At 61.8% G+C, this 17,664-nt stretch carries 21 protein-coding genes; 13 read left to right on the top strand and 8 right to left on the bottom strand.

The window, feature by feature from the left end; translation table 11 throughout:
* Positions 1-160: 160 nt before the first annotated feature.
* Together trmL and IGS55_RS25890 are read right to left on the bottom strand one after the other, a co-directional pair.
* On the bottom strand, positions 161-631 hold the full coding sequence (trmL, locus tag IGS55_RS25885) for a tRNA (uridine(34)/cytosine(34)/5-carboxymethylaminomethyluridine(34)-2'-O)-methyltransferase TrmL (protein WP_058050745.1): 471 nt from the start codon (positions 629-631) through the stop codon (positions 161-163).
* Positions 632-654: 23 nt separating this feature from the next.
* Complete coding sequence (locus tag IGS55_RS25890; protein ID WP_230519091.1) at positions 655-1,422, bottom strand: ComF family protein; 768 nt, start codon at positions 1,420-1,422, stop codon at positions 655-657.
* 84 nt (positions 1,423-1,506) lie between these two features.
* On the opposite strand from IGS55_RS25890, the gene IGS55_RS25895 reads away from it, so the two are divergent.
* Complete coding sequence (locus tag IGS55_RS25895) at positions 1,507-2,403, top strand: methyltransferase domain-containing protein (RefSeq protein WP_230519090.1); 897 nt, start codon at positions 1,507-1,509, stop codon at positions 2,401-2,403.
* Between the two features lie 159 nt (positions 2,404-2,562).
* Here the strand turns inward: IGS55_RS25895 and IGS55_RS25900 are convergent, their stop codons facing one another.
* Complete coding sequence (locus IGS55_RS25900; protein ID WP_128141319.1) at positions 2,563-2,790, bottom strand: hypothetical protein; 228 nt, start codon at positions 2,788-2,790, stop codon at positions 2,563-2,565.
* A 79-nt stretch (positions 2,791-2,869) separates the two neighbouring features.
* Between IGS55_RS25900 and coxB the strand changes: the two genes are divergently transcribed.
* The 6 genes from coxB to IGS55_RS25930 are packed head-to-tail and all read left to right on the top strand — an operon-like array spanning position 2,870 to position 7,543.
* Positions 2,870-4,078 (top strand): cytochrome c oxidase subunit II, encoded by a 1,209-nt coding sequence (gene coxB / locus IGS55_RS25905; RefSeq protein ID WP_230519089.1) that lies wholly within the window; start codon positions 2,870-2,872, stop codon positions 4,076-4,078.
* Positions 4,079-4,091: 13 nt separating this feature from the next.
* Positions 4,092-5,696, top strand: coding sequence for a cytochrome c oxidase subunit I (gene ctaD, locus IGS55_RS25910; RefSeq protein WP_219330106.1), 1,605 nt, complete (start codon positions 4,092-4,094; stop codon positions 5,694-5,696).
* A gap of 51 nt (positions 5,697-5,747) precedes the next feature.
* Positions 5,748-5,852 (top strand): cytochrome oxidase small assembly protein, encoded by a 105-nt coding sequence (locus IGS55_RS25915; protein WP_223278996.1) that lies wholly within the window; start codon positions 5,748-5,750, stop codon positions 5,850-5,852.
* Position 5,853: 1 nt separating this feature from the next.
* Positions 5,854-6,426 (top strand): cytochrome c oxidase assembly protein, encoded by a 573-nt coding sequence (locus IGS55_RS25920; protein ID WP_128141322.1) that lies wholly within the window; start codon positions 5,854-5,856, stop codon positions 6,424-6,426.
* 9 nt (positions 6,427-6,435) lie between these two features.
* The gene (locus IGS55_RS25925) at positions 6,436-6,642 is read left to right on the top strand and encodes a DUF2970 domain-containing protein (protein ID WP_034749002.1); all 207 of its coding nucleotides are present in this window, start codon (positions 6,436-6,438) and stop codon (positions 6,640-6,642) included.
* 40 nt (positions 6,643-6,682) lie between these two features.
* On the top strand, positions 6,683-7,543 hold the full coding sequence (locus IGS55_RS25930; protein ID WP_070305721.1) for a cytochrome c oxidase subunit 3: 861 nt from the start codon (positions 6,683-6,685) through the stop codon (positions 7,541-7,543).
* Between the two features lie 122 nt (positions 7,544-7,665).
* Here IGS55_RS25930 and IGS55_RS25935 read toward each other — a convergent pair whose 3' ends face one another.
* Positions 7,666-7,866: a twin transmembrane helix small protein gene (locus IGS55_RS25935; RefSeq protein ID WP_034748996.1), complete on the bottom strand. Its 201-nt coding sequence runs from the start codon at positions 7,864-7,866 to the stop codon at positions 7,666-7,668.
* A gap of 78 nt (positions 7,867-7,944) precedes the next feature.
* Between IGS55_RS25935 and IGS55_RS25940 the strand changes: the two genes are divergently transcribed.
* Genes IGS55_RS25940 through IGS55_RS25965 form a run of 6 tightly spaced genes read left to right on the top strand, consistent with a single transcriptional unit; the run spans position 7,945 to position 13,065 of the window.
* Positions 7,945-8,652 carry an SURF1 family protein gene (locus IGS55_RS25940; RefSeq protein WP_329958167.1) on the top strand — a complete coding sequence of 236 codons (708 nt, stop codon included), beginning with the start codon at positions 7,945-7,947 and terminating at the stop codon, positions 8,650-8,652.
* Positions 8,633-9,262: an SCO family protein gene (locus IGS55_RS25945; RefSeq protein WP_230519087.1), complete on the top strand. Its 630-nt coding sequence runs from the start codon at positions 8,633-8,635 to the stop codon at positions 9,260-9,262. The genes IGS55_RS25940 and IGS55_RS25945 overlap by 20 nt, the downstream gene beginning before the upstream one ends.
* Positions 9,263-9,280: 18 nt before the next feature.
* A complete protein-coding gene (locus tag IGS55_RS25950) occupies positions 9,281-10,456 on the top strand; it encodes a COX15/CtaA family protein (protein WP_230519096.1) in 1,176 nt (391 codons plus the stop codon).
* Positions 10,457-11,356: a heme o synthase gene (cyoE, locus tag IGS55_RS25955; protein WP_128141325.1), complete on the top strand. Its 900-nt coding sequence runs from the start codon at positions 10,457-10,459 to the stop codon at positions 11,354-11,356.
* On the top strand, positions 11,353-11,946 hold the full coding sequence (locus IGS55_RS25960) for an SCO family protein (RefSeq protein ID WP_230519086.1): 594 nt from the start codon (positions 11,353-11,355) through the stop codon (positions 11,944-11,946). The genes cyoE and IGS55_RS25960 overlap by 4 nt, the downstream gene beginning before the upstream one ends.
* Before the next feature lie 42 nt (positions 11,947-11,988).
* A complete protein-coding gene (locus tag IGS55_RS25965; RefSeq protein WP_230519085.1) occupies positions 11,989-13,065 on the top strand; it encodes an AI-2E family transporter in 1,077 nt (358 codons plus the stop codon).
* On the opposite strand, the gene IGS55_RS25970 is transcribed toward IGS55_RS25965, so the two are convergent.
* The 4 genes from IGS55_RS25970 to nhaR form a co-directional block, all read right to left on the bottom strand.
* Entirely contained in the window at positions 13,066-14,406 is a 1,341-nt protein-coding gene (locus IGS55_RS25970; protein ID WP_230519084.1) for a hemolysin family protein, read from the bottom strand.
* Between the two features lie 87 nt (positions 14,407-14,493).
* Positions 14,494-15,030 (bottom strand): suppressor of fused domain protein, encoded by a 537-nt coding sequence (locus IGS55_RS25975; protein ID WP_230519083.1) that lies wholly within the window; start codon positions 15,028-15,030, stop codon positions 14,494-14,496.
* 226 nt (positions 15,031-15,256) lie between these two features.
* Positions 15,257-16,600, bottom strand: a complete 1,344-nt coding sequence (locus IGS55_RS25980) for an MFS transporter (protein ID WP_230519082.1) — start codon at positions 16,598-16,600, stop codon at positions 15,257-15,259.
* Between the two features lie 123 nt (positions 16,601-16,723).
* Complete coding sequence (nhaR, locus tag IGS55_RS25985; protein ID WP_230519081.1) at positions 16,724-17,638, bottom strand: transcriptional activator NhaR; 915 nt, start codon at positions 17,636-17,638, stop codon at positions 16,724-16,726.
* Positions 17,639-17,664 lie beyond the last annotated feature (26 nt).

Consider the following 17,664-nt stretch of genomic DNA (forward strand, 5'->3'; position numbering starts at 1 on the left):
TACCAAGATGTTGACAGCGGTCGATACCGTTCGCAATACCACGAACGGCATGAGGGGAATAATACAAGGTCGGATTAGCGGGGTAAAGCCCCGCGTAATCCGACAACACCACTAACGCCAACAATGTTGTCGGATTACGGCCCCTTGGGCCTAATCCGACCTACGCGCCGCCCTGGTAGCCGTGTTGGCGCCAGGCCTCGTAGACGACGACAGCCACCGTATTCGACAGATTCAAACTGCGGTTGTCCGGCCGCATCGGCAGACGGATGCGTTGTTCCGCCGGAAAGCCGTCGCGCAGGGCCGGGTCCAGGCCCTTTGTTTCGGAACCGAACACGAACACGTCGCCCGGCAGGAAGGCCACGTCGCCGAACGGGCGCGAGCCGCGTGTCGTCATGGCGAACATGCGGGCCGGGTCGGGCTGGGTGTCGGCCAGGAACGCGTCCCAGTTCTTGTGCACCTTCATGTTGGCGTAATCATGGTAATCGAGGCCGGCGCGCTTCATCTTGGCATCGTCGAGCGGAAAGCCCAGCGGTTCGACCAGGTGCAGCTGCGCGCCCGTGTTCGCGCACAGGCGGATGACGTTGCCCGTATTGGGCGGGATTTCAGGTTCTACCAAAACAACGTGAAACAAAATGCTCTCCTTTATAAGTGATGCTAGCGTGGCGGCGTGCGCGCCACCACCAGTATGCTGACCTTGGCCGCGCCTGCGCTTTTGCAGGCGGCGGCCAGGGCGTTGACGGTATGGCCGCTGCTCATCACGTCGTCGACGATGCCGACATGACATCCTTGCAATAACGGCGCGTGTTCCGGCGCGATGGCGAACGCGTGCGCCAGGTTGGCTTGCCGTTCCTGCGGCGCCACGCCGCTTTGCGCCCGGGTTTCGCGCACCCGCAGCGACAGGCGGGGCTGTAAAGCTACGTCCAGCAGGCGCGCCAGCGGGCGGGCAATTTCCAGGGCCTGGTTAAAGCCCCGCTCGGCCAGCCGGGCCGGGCCCAGAGGCACGGGGCACAGCAGCTGCGGCGCTTCCCACTCTGGTTGTTGCTGAATGGCAACGTGCAGCAGTTCTGCCAACAGGGGCGCCAGCGCCAGGCGCGCGCCGAATTTCAGCTGCAGCAGCAACTGGTCGACGGGCGCCGCATAATCAAACGCCGCGAGCGCGGCGTCATACGCGGGCCTGTGGCGCAAACAGCGCCCGCACAGCAGCGCCACCTCGATGTCCGCGAGCGGGTTGGCGCACTGGCGGCAGCGGTGGCGCAGTTGCCCGCGTCCTTGCCCCAGGTACTGCGCGCGGCAGGGCGGGCACAGCACTTGCGGGCAGCCGATGCCGCACAGCGCGCACTGGGCCGGCAGCACCGTGGCGCCCAGCCACTGGCGCAGCGCCTGCCAGGCGGCATCAAGGCGGGGCTGGGTGGCGGTCCGCATCGCGATGGCGTCGTTCCATGTACACTGCCGACATTATCTCACCTCACCGGTTTCAACATGCCAGTTCCCACCAGTCCGCCCAAAATGAGTGCGCCCATCGATGCGGTGCAAGTACGCGATTTCTTTTCCCGTCCGGCGCGCGTCGCGCCATCGGACTTCCTGCGCCGTGAAGTGTCAACGCGCATGCACGAACGCCTGGAGCTGGTGAAAATCACGCCCTTGCGCGTGCTCGACGCCGGCTGCGGCCCTGGCGCGGACCTGGCGCAGCTGCAAAAGGATTATCCCGCCGCGCAGATTATCGGTCTCGATGCGGCGCAAGCGATGATGCAGGCGGCGCGCGCGCCCGCGTCGAAACTGGCCAGTTTGAACCAGTTCCTCAGCAAACTCTTGCCGTCCAAGGCGGGCGTGGATTTGCTGTGCGGCGACCTCGGCGACTTGCCGCTGGCGCAGGGCAGCATCGACCTCGTGTGGTCCAACCTGGCGCTGCACTGGCATGCCCAGCCCGACCGCGTGTTCGCCGAATGGCGGCGCGCGCTGCGCCTGGACGGCTTGCTGATGTTTTCCTGTTTCGGCCCCGACACCTTCCGCGAAGTGCGCGACGCCTTTGCCGAGGCCGATTTATATCCGCACGCCTTGCCCTTTGTCGACATGCACGACTTTGGCGACATGCTCGTCGAGACGGGCTTTTCCACGCCCGTGCTGGACATGGAGATCATCACCGTCACCTACGACACGGCGGAAAAACTGCTGGCGGACGTGCGCGCCTTTGGCGGCAACCCGCTGACCACGCGCCGCCGCGGCCTGATGGGCAAGGCGGCCTGGCAGCGCATGCTGGCCGCGCTGGAAAAAACGCGCCGCCCCGACGGCAAGCTGGGCCTGAGTTTCGAGGTGATCTATGGCCACGCCTTCCGTCCCGCACCGCGCGTGACGCGCAACGGGGAAGCCATCATTCGATTCGACTTGCCGCGCAAACCCAAATAAAAGCGCAAAGAAACCGACACTTGGTCGGCATCCGCGCGTTAATGTTGCAGCAAGCGTTGCAAAGCGCGCGGCGGCCGGGAGAAGGGTGCGCACAAAGCCGATTATTGCTTGATGGATTCAAGTTTACTTGATTATAATCGTTGATTGTTTGTCAGCTTGTTAAGTAGAAAAAACAAGGGCTGCATACAAAATAAAAAAAACAAAGCGAGACGAATTCGAAGTTACTGCATTAGTATAGTAACCATCTTCCACACGAGGCCATTTCGATGTGGGGAAGAAAAACAGGGTTCCAGCATGGTTGCGCGCCGCCGTTTTTGCTGCGGCAGCCAGCATGGAATTCGCTGGTGCTTGACGCACATGGCCGCATTCCGGCCGTGTTGCTTTCATGGAGGAGCGGCAGCGGTCCAGTACGGAGAAGTCCGCAGCCGTTTAAAATATCATTATTTTTTGGGTGGTTGGGGAAAACATGACACATGCAAAGCGACTTCAATCGTTGCTGCTCGGGCTGTCTTTGACAGCGTTTGGCATCGGGCGATGGGCCACGGCGGCACCGGCTGCCGGCACCTATCCCGGCACCGGCGGTCCCGTGCCGTTCGAAATGAATCTGCAACCGCCGGCGACACAGATCGCCCATGAAATCTACGATTTGCACACCCTGATGATGATCATCTGCCTGGTGATCTTCGTGGCCGTGTTCGGCGTCATGTTTTATTCCATCTTCAAGCACCGCAAGTCCCTGGGCCACAAACCGGCCACTTTCCACGAAAGCACCACCGTCGAGATCGCCTGGACCGTCGTGCCTTTCCTGATCGTCATCGGCATGGCCCTGCCTGCCACGCGCACCGTCGTCGGCATGAAGGATACGTCGAACGCCGACATCACCATCAAGGCCACGGGCATGCAGTGGAAATGGGGCTATGACTACCTGAAAGGCGAGGGTGAAGGCATTTCCTTCCTCTCCAACCTGGCCACGCCGCGCTCGCAAGTGGGAGCGCCAGGCGCGCCGCCGACGGAAAAACGCGGTGAAAACTACCTGATCGAAGTCGATAACGAAGTCGTCGTGCCGGTCAACAAGAAGATCCGCGTGGTGCTGACGGCCAACGACGTCATCCACGCCTGGTCCGTGCCCGCCTTTGGCGTGAAGCAAGATGCGATTCCCGGCTTCGTGCGCGACACCTGGTTCAAGGCTGACCATATCGGCACCTTCCGCGGCAATTGCGCCGAGCTGTGCGGCAAGGAACACGCGTTCATGCCCATCGTCGTCAAGGTCGTATCAGCCGATGACTACAAGGCCTGGGTTGATGTAAAACAAAAGGAAATGGCGGCATTGGCTGATGATCCAAGCAAGGTGTGGACCATCGACGAATTGAAGGTCAAGGGCGAGAAAGTGTATGCGGCCAACTGCGTGGTCTGCCACCAGGCGACAGGCAAGGGCGTGCCCGGTGCGTTCGCCCCGCTGGACGGCTCGGCGGTGGTGAACGGTCCGAAAGCGGATCAGATACACATCTTGCTGAACGGGCAAAAGAGCGGCAAGTATCCCGCTGAAATGCCAGCTTGGAAACAGCTGTCCGACACGGAAATTGCCGCAGTGATCACTTACACGCGCAATACCTGGTCGAACAAGGCCGCAGAGAACATCGTTCAACCAGCCGAAATCGTGGCTGCACGCAAGTAATTAGGAGCCGCATATGAGTACTAGCACGAGCACTAGCACCTTGGACCACGCCGGTCACGATCACGACCATGCCCACGACCACCCGACTGGCTACCGCCGCTGGCTGTTTGCCACCAATCATAAAGATATCGGTACCTTGTACCTGTGGTTCTCGTTCATCATGCTGCTGTCGGGCGGCGTGCTGGCCCTGATGATCCGTACGGAACTGTTTCATCCAGGCTTGCAATTCTTCCACCCAGAATTCTTCAATCAACTGACCACCATGCACGGCCTGGTGATGGTGTTTGGCGCCATCATGCCCGCTTTCGTCGGCTACGCCAACTGGATGATCCCGCTGCAAGTGGGCGCGTCCGACATGGCGTTTGCCCGCATGAACAACTTCTCGTTCTGGCTGCTGCCGCCGGCCGCGCTGCTGCTGGCCACGTCCTTCCTCGTGCCGGGCGGCGCCACGGCTGCCGGCTGGACCCTGTATGCGCCGCTGTCGACGCAGATGGGCCCTGGCATGGATATGGCGATTTTCGCCATGCACCTGATGGGCGCCTCGTCCATCATGGGCTCGATCAACATCATCGTTACCATCCTGAACATGCGCGCACCGGGCATGACCCTGATGAAAATGCCGATGTTCTGCTGGACCTGGCTCATTACCGCGTATCTGCTGATCGCCGTCATGCCCGTGCTGGCCGGCGCCATCACCATGACCTTGACGGACCGCCATTTCGGCACCTCGTTCTTTAATGCGGCAGGCGGCGGCGACCCCGTCATGTACCAGCACATCTTCTGGTTCTTCGGTCATCCCGAGGTCTACATCATGATTCTGCCGGCCTTCGGCATCGTCTCGCAGATCCTGCCCGCGTTTGCCCGCAAGCCCTTGTTCGGCTACGCGTCGATGGTGTACGCCACGGCCTCGATCGCGATTCTGTCCTTCATCGTCTGGGCGCACCATATGTTTACCACCGGCATGCCGGTGACGAGCCAGCTGTTCTTCATGTACGCGACCATGCTGATCGCCGTGCCGACGGGCGTGAAAGTGTTCAACTGGATCGCCACGATGTGGAAGGGCTCGATGACGTTCGAGACGCCGATGCTGTTCTCGGTCGGCTTCATCTTCGTGTTTACCATGGGCGGCTTCACGGGCCTGATCCTGGCCGTCACGCCAATCGACATCCAGCTGCAGGATACCTATTATGTGGTGGCGCATTTCCACTACGTGCTGGTGGCCGGTTCGCTGTTTGCCCTGTTCGCCGGCTTCTACTACTGGTCGCCGAAATGGACTGGCCATATGTACAACGAGACGCGCGGCAAGATCCACTTCTGGCTGTCCTTGATCACGTTCAACGTGACCTTCTTCCCGATGCACTTCCTGGGTCTGGCCGGCATGCCGCGCCGCTACGCCGACTATCCGGCGCAGTTCACGGACTTCAACATGATCGCCTCGATCGGCGGCTTCGGTTTCGGCCTGATGCAGGTGTACTTCCTGTTCTTCGTGGTCCTGCCGACCATCCGCGGCGGCAAGGCTGCGCCGGCGAAACCATGGGAAGGCGCGGAAGGCCTGGAATGGACCGTGCCGAGCCCGGCGCCTTTCCACACGTTTGAAACGCCGCCGACCGTGAAATGAGGTATCCCGGGCCGGCGTGTTGCGCGGCCCGTCTTGAATAAAGTGCCTGTCATGACCGAACGTAAAAAACCGAACAACCTGCGTACCGGACTGATACTGGGGGGCCTGGCGGCCTTCTTCTTCCTGTCCGTGTTCGTCAAGCGCATGTGGCTCTGACGTGACGACGCCAATCCAACAGGAAACACGCGGCCTGAACCGCAAGATGCTGGGCAAGCTGCTCGTCATTGCCGTGCTGATGTTCGGCTTTGGCTATGCCCTGATTCCCGTCTACAAGCAGATTTGCGAAGTGATGGGCATTAACGTGCTGACGCAAAAAGATGGCACGGTGGCCTACGACAACAATACGCAGGTCGACACGACGCGCAGCATCACCGTCGAATTCGACGGCAATGCGCAGGGGCCATGGCGCTTCCGCCCGACCGTCTCGAGCATGCAGGTGCATCCGGGCGAACTGGTGACCGTCATGTATGAAGTGGTCAATACGCAAAACCGCGTCGTCAACGCGCAAGCCATCCCCAGCTACGCACCGCAGAGCGCCACGCCGCATTTCAAGAAGGTCGAATGCTTCTGCTTCAAGCAGCAGACCCTGAAGGCCAAGGAAGCGCGGCAGATGCCGGTGGTGTTCTTCCTCGATCCGGCCCTGCCGAAAGAGGTCAAAACCATCACGCTGTCGTACACGTTTTTCGAGATTGCCGGTCTGAGCCAGGCTCAGACGCCGGCCGTCCAATAGGAGAGTGGCATGGGCGAATCCAAGCAGCCTGAAAAAGCGTCGTTCCTGTATTCGCTGCGGGCCGTCGTGTGGTCGTTCACGGGCTTGCGCCGCAAGAGCGATTTCGACACGGATTCGGCCAAGCTCAATCCCGTGCACATCGTCATCGCCGGCTTCCTGGTGGTGGCTTGCCTGATCGGCATCCTGATTTCAATTGTTAAATTCGTCGTTTTATAAATTATAAAAAACCACCCTATAAGTTTTTGAGGAGATGATGATGAGTTCCAACCACGCCGCCGTACCTTATTATTTCGTGCCCGGCCCGTCGCGCTGGCCCATGCTGGGCGGCGCCAGCCTGCTGCTGACCATGATCGGCGCCTCGGCCTGGGTCAACGACGTCTCCTGGGGCCCGTACGTCAATTACCTGGGCCTGGCCGGCATCCTGCTGGTGCTGTATTTCTGGTTCGGCGACGCCATCAGCGAATCGGAGCAGGGCCTGTACAGCGAGCGCATCGACCACTCGTTCCGCTGGAGCATGAGCTGGTTCATCTTTTCCGAAGTCATGTTCTTCGCCGCCTTCTTCGGCGCCCTGTTCTATGCGCGCAGCATCTCGATGCCATGGCTGGCCGACCTCGACCACAAGGTGATCTGGCCTGATTTCGCCGCTCAGTGGGGCAATACGGGCCCGGCCGGCACGGTGCAGGAATTCACCACCATGACGCCGTTCTGGATTCCGACCATCAACACGGCCTTGCTGCTGCTGTCGGGCGTCACCCTGACCATTTCGCACCACGCGCTGCGCGCCGGCCACCGCGGCATGACGGCCCTGTTCCTGTTCGCAACGATCTTGCTGGGCGCCATCTTCATGGGCTTCCAGGTCTACGAATACATGCACGCCTACAGCGAATTGAACTTGAAATTGACGTCCGGCATCTACGGCGCCACCTTCTTCATGCTGACGGGCTTCCACGGCTTCCACGTGACCCTGGGCGCCATCATGCTGTCCGTCATCCTGTACCGCGTGCTGAAAGGCCACTTCACGCCGGAACACCACTTCGGCTTCGAAGGCGCCGCCTGGTACTGGCACTTTGTCGACGTCGTCTGGCTGGGCCTGTACGTGGTCGTGTATTGGTTATAATGGCGGGGCAGGGCGCGCGCGGTTAGCGCTTGCGCCTGCACCATAAAAAAAGCCGTACCGGGACATCCTGGGTACGGCTTTTTTCTTAGCGTGAAGAATTTGCCAATCAGGCAAGAAGAGGATTAATGTATGCCCGTCGGCTGTATGTAGCCAAGCTTGTGCGCCAGCAGGATCAGCAGGAACAGGGTGATCGACAAGCCCACGCGCAGGGCCAGCGCCTGCACGGTGCGGTTGCTCTTGCCCTTGTCGCGCATGAGGAAGAACAGGGCCGAGCCCAGGCTGCCCAGGATCAGGATGAAGGCGATGGCAACGAGGATTTTCATGGATGGTAGCGCCAGGCTTGAGGAGGTTTCATTGTAATGCGTATCCGCTTCCATTTTAGATGGATTCCATTTGTTGTAATGCTGCTACTGGTGGCGCTGGGCGTGTCGCTGGCGCAATGGCAGCAGCGCCGTGGCGACGAGAAAGTCGCGCGCGCCGCCCGGCTGGAAGCGGGCAACCAGGCCGCGCCGCTGTCCTTGACGGCCGACCGCATGTTGCCGGCCGACGCGCAAGCGATCGAATACCGCAGGATCACCGTCACGGGCCATTTTATTCCGGCCTGGACGGTCTACCTGGACAACCGTCCCTACAAGGGCCAGGCCGGTTTTCATGTGCTCACGCCATTCCGGATCGACGGTTCCGCCATGCACGTTCTCATGGCGCAGGGCTGGTTGCCGCGTAACAATGCCGAGCGCACGCGCATCCCCGATTACACGACGCCGGCCGGCACCGTCACCATTACGGGCATCGCGCGCCTGAACGCGGGCCATGTGATGGAGCTGGGCACGGCGCCGGCCCTGGCGCCGCACGCCATCGTGCAAAATGCCGATATCGGCCAGCTGGCCCGGGCCAGCGGCCTGGCCTTGCAACCATTCATTCTCGAACAAACAGTTGATTCGACAGCAGCGGCGCCAGCGTCCAGCCAGCTTCCCGTGCGCGACTGGCCGGCGCCCGACCTGGGCGCCGACAAGCACCGCGGCTATGCATTCCAGTGGTACGCACTGGCACTGATGGCTTTTCTATTTTTTGTCTTTACAGGATTTCGACGTGCAAACAAACAACCCTGAAGCAACGCAAGACAGCAGCAATAAACAGGCACAGAATACGGGACGGTGGAAACTGCTGGCCGTCGTGGCCGTGTGCGCGTTTCCCATCATCGCCTCGTATTTCACGTATTACATCATCAAGCCCACGGGCCGCAACAATTACGGCGCCCTGATCGACCCGCGTTTGTACCCGATTCCGGAAGCCCAGCTGCAGGTGACGGAACTGGACGGCAAGGCCTCGCCGCTGGCGCAATTCAAGGGCAAGTGGGTGCTGTTGCAGACAGGGCCGTCCGATTGTCAGGAAGCATGCAAGAAGCAATTGTTTGACATGCAACAACTGCGTCTCATGCAGGGCAAGGAACGCGAACGCCTGGAACGGGTCTGGCTGGTGACGGATACCCAGCCGCTCGACACGCTCGTGATGCGCGAATTCGACGGCACCAGCATGCTGAGGGTCAATAGCGACGCCTTGAAAGCGTGGCTGCCCGTGGAGCCGGGCGGCAAGACCAGCGACCATTTCTACCTGATCGATCCACTGGGCAATCTGATGATGCGCTTCCCGAAAGACGCTGACCCGAACAAGATCAAGAAAGACATCGCCAAGCTGCTCAAAGCTTCGGCGATCGGTTGAGGGGTCCGCATGCCGACGATGCATCTCTCCGCGCTGGCCCAGCTGGGCTTGACGGGTCTGCTGGTGGCGCTGCTGCCCTTGACCATGGTCTGGGTGTCCGCGGACGCCAATAAATACCGCAAGCTCGTGTGGATCGCCGTCTTTTTGACGGTCGACCTGATCATGTTTGGCGGTTTTACGCGCCTGTCCGATTCCGGCCTCGGTTGCCCCGACTGGCCCGGCTGCTATGGTTCGGCCAATCCTTTCCTCGCGCACGAGCACATCGTGGCGGCGGAAACCCTGATGCCGACGGGCCCCGTGACGGTGGTGAAAGCGTGGATCGAAATGACGCACCGCTACCTGGCCATGGCCATAGGCGTCTTGATCGTGGCGATGATGGTGCAGGCGTGGCGCCAGTGGAGAAAGAGCAAACGTGCCGAGTTCGCGCCTGGGCTGCCCACGGCGCTGTTCCTGTTCGTCTGCCTGCAGGGCGCGTTCGGCGCCTGGACCGTGACATTGAAGCTGCAACCGGTGATCGTCACCATTCACTTGCTGCTGGGCATGGGCTTGCTGGCCATGCTCACATGGCTGGGCGGGCGCCAGGACCATGCCGTCAAGCCCTTGCTGCGCGCCGATGCGGACGCTGCCGTGCTGCGCCCCGTGCGCGCGCTGGCCACCTTTTCGCTCGTGCTGTTGACCGTGCAGATCGCGCTGGGCGGCTGGGTGAGCACCAACTACGCCACCCTGGCCTGCACGGATTTCCCCCTGTGCGGCGGCAAGGTGATTCCGGAGATGGATTTCGAGCATGGTTTCCATCTGTGGCGCGAACTGGGCAAGACGGCCGCCGGCCATTACTTGCCGTTTTCCGCGCTGACGGCCATCCACTGGGTGCACCGCAATTTCGCCTTCATCGTGGTGGCCGGCATCGGCTACACCGTGTTCCGCGCATGGAAGCTGCCGTCCTTGCGCGGCACGGCACGCTGGGTGGCGCTGGTGCTGGTTCTGCAGGCGGCCACGGGCCTGGCGACGATCTACCTGAGCTGGCCATTGTCGATTGCCGTCCTGCATAACGGCGGGGCGGCGCTGCTCGTGTTATTGCTGACCATGTTAAACTACAAGGCTAAATTCCAACTCGATGTTGCGCGCAATGTTCAGCGCGCTTGCGCCTCCGCGCCAGTGCCCTCGGCACCAGCCAGTCCTTCCCGTATCGCATAAATGACTACTCAGACCATCAGCCGTAAACCATCCCCCCGCATCGCCCAGTATTGGGCGCTGACCAAGCCCCGCGTGACGCAACTGGCCGTGTTTTGCGCCGTCATCGGCATGTTCCTGGCCAGCGAGGAGTTGCCTGACTGGCGCGCGGTGGTGTTCGGCACCATCGGCATCTGGCTGCTGGCGGGCGCCGCGTTTGCCGTCAATTGCCTGGCCGAGCGCGAGATCGATGCGCGCATGGCCCGCACGGCGCGCCGTCCGATGGCCATGGGCGACATCACGGTGAAACAGACGGTGGTGTTCGCGCTGGTGATCGGCGGTCTGGGCATGGCGATTTTGTATCACCTCGTCAATCCGCTGACCATGTGGCTGACCTTTGTCACCTTTGTCGGCTATGCGCTGATCTACACCATGGTGCTCAAACCGGCCACGCCGCAAAACATCGTCATCGGCGGCCTGTCCGGCGCGATGCCGCCCGCGCTGGGCTGGGCCGCCGTCGCCAACGACGTGCCGATGCAGGCGTGGCTGCTGGTCCTGATCATTTTCGTCTGGACGCCGCCGCATTTCTGGGCGCTGGCCATGTACCGCCGCGACGATTACGCGCGCTCGGGCTTGCCCATGCTGCCCGTCACGCACGGCTTGAAATTCACGCAATTCCACGTCTGGCTGTACTCGATCGCGCTGGCCGCCACCACCTTGCTGCCGTACGCCGTGCGCATGAGCGGCCTGATCTACCTGGCCTCGGCCGTGGTGCTCAACGCCGGCTTCCTGTACTACGCGTGGAAGATGTACCGCCACTACACGGACTTGATCGCGCGCAAGGCGTTTACGTTTTCCATCATCTACCTGGCCTTGCTGTTCGCGGCCTTGCTGGTCGACCACTACATTCCTATCGGCACATGAAAAAATACCTGACCCTGTTGTTGGCGGCCGCGCTGGTCGCCGTCCTGGCCGGCTGCGGCAAGCCTGCGGCGACCAAGCTGGCCTTCAAGAATACGGACGTGACGGGCCTCGGCTACGCGCGCGAGTTCGCGCTGACGGACCACACTGGCCACCCGCGCACCCTGGCCGACTACAAGGGCAAGCTGGTGCTGGTGTTCTTCGGCTACACGCAATGCCCGGACGTGTGCCCCACCACCATGGCCGACATGGCCCAGGTCATGCGGGAAATGGGCCCGCAGGCGGACCAGGTGCAAGTACTGTTCGTCACCGTCGACCCCGAGCGCGACACGCAAGCCTTGCTGGCCGAATATGTACCGGCCTTCGACAAGCGCTTCGTCGGCCTGTATGGCGACGCGGCCGCGACGGCCAAGGTGGCCAAGGAATTCAAGGTGTATTACGCCAAGGTCGAGGGCGAGACGGACAGCAGCTACACGGTCGACCACACGGCCGGCACCTATGTGTTCGACCGCGACGGCAAGATCCGCCTGTTCGTGCGCCACGGCGAAAAGCCGGCCGCCATCGCGCACGATCTTAAACTTCTGCTATCCTGATCCGGTCGCGCCGCTAGGCGCCATCTTCAGGACATGCAGTACATGGACAAACGTTTCGAGCCCCACGCCCGCCTGGCAGCCATCATCTTTTTGTTGATCGGCTGCTTTTTCGTCTTGCGGCCCTTCCTGGCAGCCATGCTGTTTGCCGCCTGCGTGGGCATTTCCAGCTGGCCTTTGTACCTGCTGCTGCTCGAACGCCTGAAAGGCCGGCGCAACTGGGCGGCCGCCATCATGACCCTGTCGCTGCTGCTCGTCATCGTGCTGCCGCTGGCCCTCGTCACCTACAACCTGGCCGACAATGTGTCGCGCATCTATGAACAGCTGCGCGCGGCGCTGGAAACGGGCAGCCTGCATCCACCGGCCTGGCTGGCCAGCATTCCCGTGGTGGGCGAAACCATCGCCGGCTACGTGGATCGCCTGCTCGCTGACCGCGAGGAATTACTCAATTTAGGCAAGACGATGCTGGAACCGGCGCGCCATTTCCTTGCTTCCGGCGGCATCCTGCTGGGCACGGGCCTGGCGCAGACCAGTCTGGCCGTCTTCGTCAGCTTCTTCCTCTACCGCGACGGAGAGCAGCTGAGCCGTGCCCTGATGACGGGCGCCGGCCGCATCATCGGCGACAGCGCGCCCGGCGTGGGCCTGACCATCAGCCGCACCGTGCGCGGCGTCATGTACGGCTTGTTGGGCACGGCGCTGGCGCAAGCGCTGGTGGCCGTGGCGGGTTTTTTGATCGCCGGCGTGCCGGCCGTGGCCCTCTTGGGCGTGGCCACCTTCATCTTTTCGCTGATCCCCGTCGGCCCGCCCTTGATCTGGGGCGGCGCCGCCATCTGGCTGTTCAATGACGGCCAGACGGGCTGGGGTATCTTCATGCTGGTGTGGGGCGGTTTGCTGATCAGCGGTGTGGATAACGTCGTCAAACCCATGCTGATCAGCCGCGGCAGCAGCCTGCCATTTTTGCTCGTGCTGCTCGGTGTGCTGGGCGGCGTGCTGGCCTTCGGCTTCGTCGGCATCTTTATCGGGCCGACCCTGCTGGCGGTGCTCTACAGCTTGCTGCAAACATGGACGGTGGGCGAGACCACCGTGCCGCAGGGCAAAGATACGCTGACGAGCAAGAAGTAATTAATCTCTTAAATCCGCATCCAGGTCCCGCTCCTGCTTCGGGATCACTTTAATGAGCACGATGCGGGGCCCGTTCATCTTCTTGACGACGATGTCGAAGTCGACAAAGGTGATGCGCTGGCCCTGCTTCGGAATGTCGCCGAGCTTGACCATGATCAAGCCGCCCACCGATTCCACGTCATCCAGTCCTAGTTCCTCGTTTTCGATATCGATGCCGAGGATGCGTTCGAGCGAGAAGATGGGCAGGCTGGCCTTGCCGATCAGGGTGCCGTCGCTCTGCTTGAGCCAGTCGTTTTCATTGCGGCGGAATTCATCGCGGATTTCGCCGACCATGGCGCCGAGCAGGTTATCCAGGGTGATGAAGCCCAGCGGGCGCTTGCCCTTTTCGCCGATCAGGGCGAAGTGCGGGGCGCCGTCGCGGAAGCGCCGGAACAGTTCCAGCGCCGGCGTGCGTGCGGAAATGATGTCCACGGGACGCAGGAACGGCGTGAGCGAGGTGATCGGCTTGCCCGCCTGCTGGGCAAAGAACAGATCCTTGAGGTGCACCACGCCCAGCACGTCGTCTTCATTCGTGTCGAAGTACGGGTAACGGCTGAAACGGTTGCGCAGCACCGTGTCGAGGTTTTCTTCCAGCGTGCTTGACGCGTGCAGGGCGATCACTTCATTGATCGGGCGCATCAGGTCCGACACCGTCATCTGTTCGAAATCGAGCGACTGCGCCAGGATGTTGCGCTCGTCGCGCGTAAACTTTTCGCCGGGCTGGCTGGTGCGCAGGATCAGTTTCAATTCTTCGGATGAATAATGAGCGTCGTGGCCGCCCTTGCCGGACAGGCCCGCCAGGCGCAGCACCCAGTTGGCGCTGGCGTTGAGCAGGAAGATGGCCGGATACATGGTCCAGTAAAAACCGTACAGGGGAATCGCGCTCCACAGGCCGACGGCTTCCGGGTTGCGGATGGCCATCGATTTGGGCGCCAGTTCGCCCACGACGATGTGCAGGAAGGAAATCACGCTGAAGGCGACGACGAAGGACACGCCGTGGATCAGCTCTTGCGAGGTGACGCCGACGGCGCCGAACAGCGGCTCGAGCAGGCCGGCGAACGCCGGTTCGCCGACCCAGCCCAGGCCCAGCGATGCCAGGGTGATGCCCAGCTGGCAGGCGGACAGGTAGGCGTCCAGCTGGCCATGCACCTTGGCCAGGATGCGGCCCCGCAGTCCCTGCGTCTTGGCGATGGCGCGGATGCGCGTGCGCCGCAAGGTGACGATGCCAAACTCGGCGGCAACAAAAAAACCGTTCAGCGCGACCAGGAAGAGGGCGAGCAGGACTAGCAAGACATTGTGCATGGGGGCGCTGAAGATGGGCTGGTAAAACGTCATCTTAAACGACGAAGGGCGCAGTATCCTAATTTCCGGCGAATCGGCCCTGCGGTTTTACACGATGCTGCGGCGTGCGGCGTCGACCAGCGGCGCGGCGCCCTGTTCGCCCAGCGTCTGCAACAAGTCCTCGAAGTCGTGCGCGCGGCCATGCGCCAGCTCGGCAGCGCTGAGGCCGATAATCTGCAGGAAGGCAAATTTTCCCGAGACCAGTGCATATTCTTCCGGGTAATGTTCGCTGGGCACCATGATGATGGCGCTCAGCGCGGACTGCTGGCCATCGATGGGGCCGCCAATCGACATGCGGTCCCAGGCGTCCAGCGGTTCCTGGTCGCCGAAGCGGCCAGCCGCCAGCAGCATCTGGTAAGCGGCGAACCTGCGCACCAGCGCCAGCGCCCATGGCGACTGCTGCGGGCATTCCAGCAGCAGTTCGCGGCCCAGTCCCGTCCACTCTTCCTCCGCATCGGGTTCGTCGTCCCATGGATTGGACAGGCCCGACGACACGTAGAGCCAGTGCGGCCGCGCGGGTGTCGGCGGGCATTCGAACACGCCGATATGCAACCAGCGCGGATCGACTTGCGTGCAGTTGAACATCTGTTCGAACAGGGACAGGTCGAGCGGGTAGATGCCCGGTCCCAGGTCCCCGAACAGGGCTGTGTAGAGCGTTTCTTCGCGCTGGGTTCAGGCTGCTTCCAGAAGGCTGGTTGCGGCGCCGTCATTGGCAAGATTGGTCATGTCGGTTCACTGAAATGGATGAGCATTTGAGTATAAAACATGCAACTTTATGACGGCGTACGGTTCAATCGCCGATGCGCCGGCCTCAGGCCGCTACCTTGGCGGGGGCCGCTTGCGGCCCGCCGCGCATGGCAAAGACCATGACGGCAGAGACGATGGCCGGGATGGCGACGACGAGGAAAATCGTGCTGTTGGGCCAGTTCAGGCGGATCAGCTCGCCACCGAGCACGGGGCCGATGATGGAGCCGATGCGCCCGATACCGAGGCTCCAGCCGATGCCCGTCGAGCGCAGGGTGGTCGGATAGTAGCTGGCCGCCAGAGCATTGACGGCAGGCTGGCCGCCCACCACGCAAAAGCCGGCGATGAAAATCGTGATGAACAGGAAGGCCAGCGACACGTCCGGACGGCCGATCAGGGCAATGGCCACGGCGGCGACCAGGAAGCACGGCAGCAGGATGCGGCGGAAGCTCGAGCGGTCGATCAGCTGGCCCATGACGAGGGTGCCGATGGTGCCGCCCACTTGCAGGGCCGTGCCGGCCAGCACGGCGTTGGCCGTCGACAGGCCCGCTTCCTTGGCGATCGTCGGCAGCCAGTTCGACAGGAAATACAGGTTCAGCAAGTTCATGAAGTTGATGACCCACAACAGAATCGTCATCTTCGCGCGGCCGCCCGTAAACAATTGCAGCACGGGCGCGCCCTTGTGTTCCTTCTCATGCACGAGGTATTGCGTGTCGGCCGTGATGTTTACCGTCGGGTCGATGCGCTTGAGCCACTTGGCGACCTTGTCCAGCTTGCGTTTCTTGAGCACGAGGAATTGCATCGATTCCGGCAGCAGGAAGAACATCAGCACGCCGATGATGAGCGGCACCACGCCGCCCACGTAAAACACGGATTGCCAGCCGAAGGCGGGAATCAGCGCGGCGGACAATAGCCCGCCCAGCACGGCGCCCAGCGTAAAGCCGCACGAGACCAGCATCATCAAGGTGACTTTCTTGCGCAGGGGGCTGTATTCGCCGGCCAGCGCCATGGCGTTCGGCATCACGGCGCCCAGGCCCAGGCCCGTGATAAAACGGATCAGCTGCAATTGCTCGATGGTCGTTGCCAGCGGCGTGACCAGCATGCACAGGGAAAAGAAAATGGTCGAGCCGATCAGCACCGGGCGGCGGCCGAATTTGTCGGCCGTGATGCTGAAGACGAGCGAGCCGACCAGCATGCCCAGCAGGCCCGCGCCAAACACGGGGCCCAGGTTGGCCTTGCTGACATGCCAGTCGGCAATGATGGCCGGGGCCACATAGCCCATCGCCTGCACGTCGAAGCCATCCATGATGACGCACAGCCCGCACAGGATCAGCATGCCGATCTGGAAGGAGCCGATCTTGTTGTTATTGATGAGATCGGGAATATCGATCGTCTTGCCTGCCGTGGACATGGTGCCGCTCCTGTTTTTTATGGTGATCGCGCCCTTCCGGCGAGGGCCGGGCGCGTGTTTGTCTCAGGCTTTATTACAATCGCTTTTGATTGATTATTCAAACGTTATTTTCGAATGGATTTATCAGGTTTCCTTGTGAATCTTCGGGTGGCCCTGGATGGCCGCCAGGATCACGTCGAGCGCCGGATGCATGATCTTGCGCTCGTTCGAGATCACATAAAACTGCTCGCGCAGCGAGGAGGCGTCGCCCACCAGCACGGCGCCGAACTGTTCCTCGATATCGGCCGCCAGGCTGGCGGACGCGAAGAACAGGCCCAGGCCCTTGCGGCCAAACGCGTTGAGCATGGCGTTGTCCTCGAATTCGCCGACCACGTCGGGGCGCACGCCCTGCTGCACCATCCATTCGTCGATGCGCCCGCGCAAGGCGTTATTGCGCGCGGGCAGCAGAAACGGCGCACCATGCAGGCTGTGCGGGAAATTGTCGCGGTATTGTTCCGCCAGCGCGGGGATGCCGAACAGCTTCATGGCGCTCTCGCCCCACAGGTGGCTGGAGACGCGCAGGCTGGCGCCGGCCGGCACGGCGCGGTCCGTCAAGACCAGGTCCAGCTTGTGCAGGGCCAGGTCGGCCAGCAAGGATTCGAATTCATCTTCCAGGCACACGAGCTTGACGGGCTGGTCCAGGCTGCGCGTGGCGTCGAGCATGCGGTAGGCCATCAGTTTCGGCAGGGAATCGGAAATGCCCACCGTCAAACGCATCTTTTCCGCGTCCGCATCGGCCAGCGCATCCTGCATCTGCTCGCCCAGCAAAAAAATCTGGTCCGCATAGCCGAGCGCCAGACGGCCCGCTTCCGTCGGCACCAAGCGCCGTCCCTGCGGCTGCAGCAGGGATTTGCCCAGCTCCTTTTCCAGCAGGGCCAGCTGCGTGCTGATGGTTTGCACGGCCAATCCCAGCCGTTCGGCCGCGCGCGTCACGCCGCCTTCCTTGGCGACCACCCAAAAGAAGTACAAATGGCGGTAATTGAAGCCCGTGGTTTTCATCGCGATATCCTATCTTCTGTTTTTAC

This window comes from Janthinobacterium sp. EB271-G4-3-2 (genome assembly GCF_020858035.1).
Classification (GTDB): domain Bacteria; phylum Pseudomonadota; class Gammaproteobacteria; order Burkholderiales; family Burkholderiaceae_D; genus Janthinobacterium; species Janthinobacterium aestuarii.

What these genes read in the sequence shown, in the direction of transcription:
- IGS55_RS25890 (WP_230519091.1), bottom strand. Translation starts at nt 1,422, where the DNA reads ATGCGGACCGCCACCCAGCCCCGCCTTGATGCCGCCTGGCAGGCGCTG.
- IGS55_RS25895 (WP_230519090.1), top strand. Translation starts at nt 1,507, where the DNA reads ATGAGTGCGCCCATCGATGCGGTGCAAGTACGCGATTTCTTTTCCCGT.
- IGS55_RS25900 (WP_128141319.1), bottom strand. Translation starts at nt 2,790, where the DNA reads ATGAAAGCAACACGGCCGGAATGCGGCCATGTGCGTCAAGCACCAGCG.
- coxB (WP_230519089.1), top strand. Translation starts at nt 2,870, where the DNA reads ATGACACATGCAAAGCGACTTCAATCGTTGCTGCTCGGGCTGTCTTTG.
- ctaD (WP_219330106.1), top strand. Translation starts at nt 4,092, where the DNA reads ATGAGTACTAGCACGAGCACTAGCACCTTGGACCACGCCGGTCACGAT.
- IGS55_RS25915 (WP_223278996.1), top strand. Translation starts at nt 5,748, where the DNA reads ATGACCGAACGTAAAAAACCGAACAACCTGCGTACCGGACTGATACTG.
- IGS55_RS25925 (WP_034749002.1), top strand. Translation starts at nt 6,436, where the DNA reads ATGGGCGAATCCAAGCAGCCTGAAAAAGCGTCGTTCCTGTATTCGCTG.
- IGS55_RS25930 (WP_070305721.1), top strand. Translation starts at nt 6,683, where the DNA reads ATGAGTTCCAACCACGCCGCCGTACCTTATTATTTCGTGCCCGGCCCG.
- IGS55_RS25935 (WP_034748996.1), bottom strand. Translation starts at nt 7,866, where the DNA reads ATGAAAATCCTCGTTGCCATCGCCTTCATCCTGATCCTGGGCAGCCTG.
- IGS55_RS25940 (WP_329958167.1), top strand. Translation starts at nt 7,945, where the DNA reads ATGCTGCTACTGGTGGCGCTGGGCGTGTCGCTGGCGCAATGGCAGCAG.
- IGS55_RS25950 (WP_230519096.1), top strand. Translation starts at nt 9,281, where the DNA reads ATGCATCTCTCCGCGCTGGCCCAGCTGGGCTTGACGGGTCTGCTGGTG.
- cyoE (WP_128141325.1), top strand. Translation starts at nt 10,457, where the DNA reads ATGACTACTCAGACCATCAGCCGTAAACCATCCCCCCGCATCGCCCAG.
- IGS55_RS25960 (WP_230519086.1), top strand. Translation starts at nt 11,353, where the DNA reads ATGAAAAAATACCTGACCCTGTTGTTGGCGGCCGCGCTGGTCGCCGTC.
- IGS55_RS25965 (WP_230519085.1), top strand. Translation starts at nt 11,989, where the DNA reads ATGGACAAACGTTTCGAGCCCCACGCCCGCCTGGCAGCCATCATCTTT.
- IGS55_RS25970 (WP_230519084.1), bottom strand. Translation starts at nt 14,406, where the DNA reads ATGCACAATGTCTTGCTAGTCCTGCTCGCCCTCTTCCTGGTCGCGCTG.
- IGS55_RS25975 (WP_230519083.1), bottom strand. Translation starts at nt 15,030, where the DNA reads ATGTTCAACTGCACGCAAGTCGATCCGCGCTGGTTGCATATCGGCGTG.
- IGS55_RS25980 (WP_230519082.1), bottom strand. Translation starts at nt 16,600, where the DNA reads ATGTCCACGGCAGGCAAGACGATCGATATTCCCGATCTCATCAATAAC.
- nhaR (WP_230519081.1), bottom strand. Translation starts at nt 17,638, where the DNA reads ATGAAAACCACGGGCTTCAATTACCGCCATTTGTACTTCTTTTGGGTG.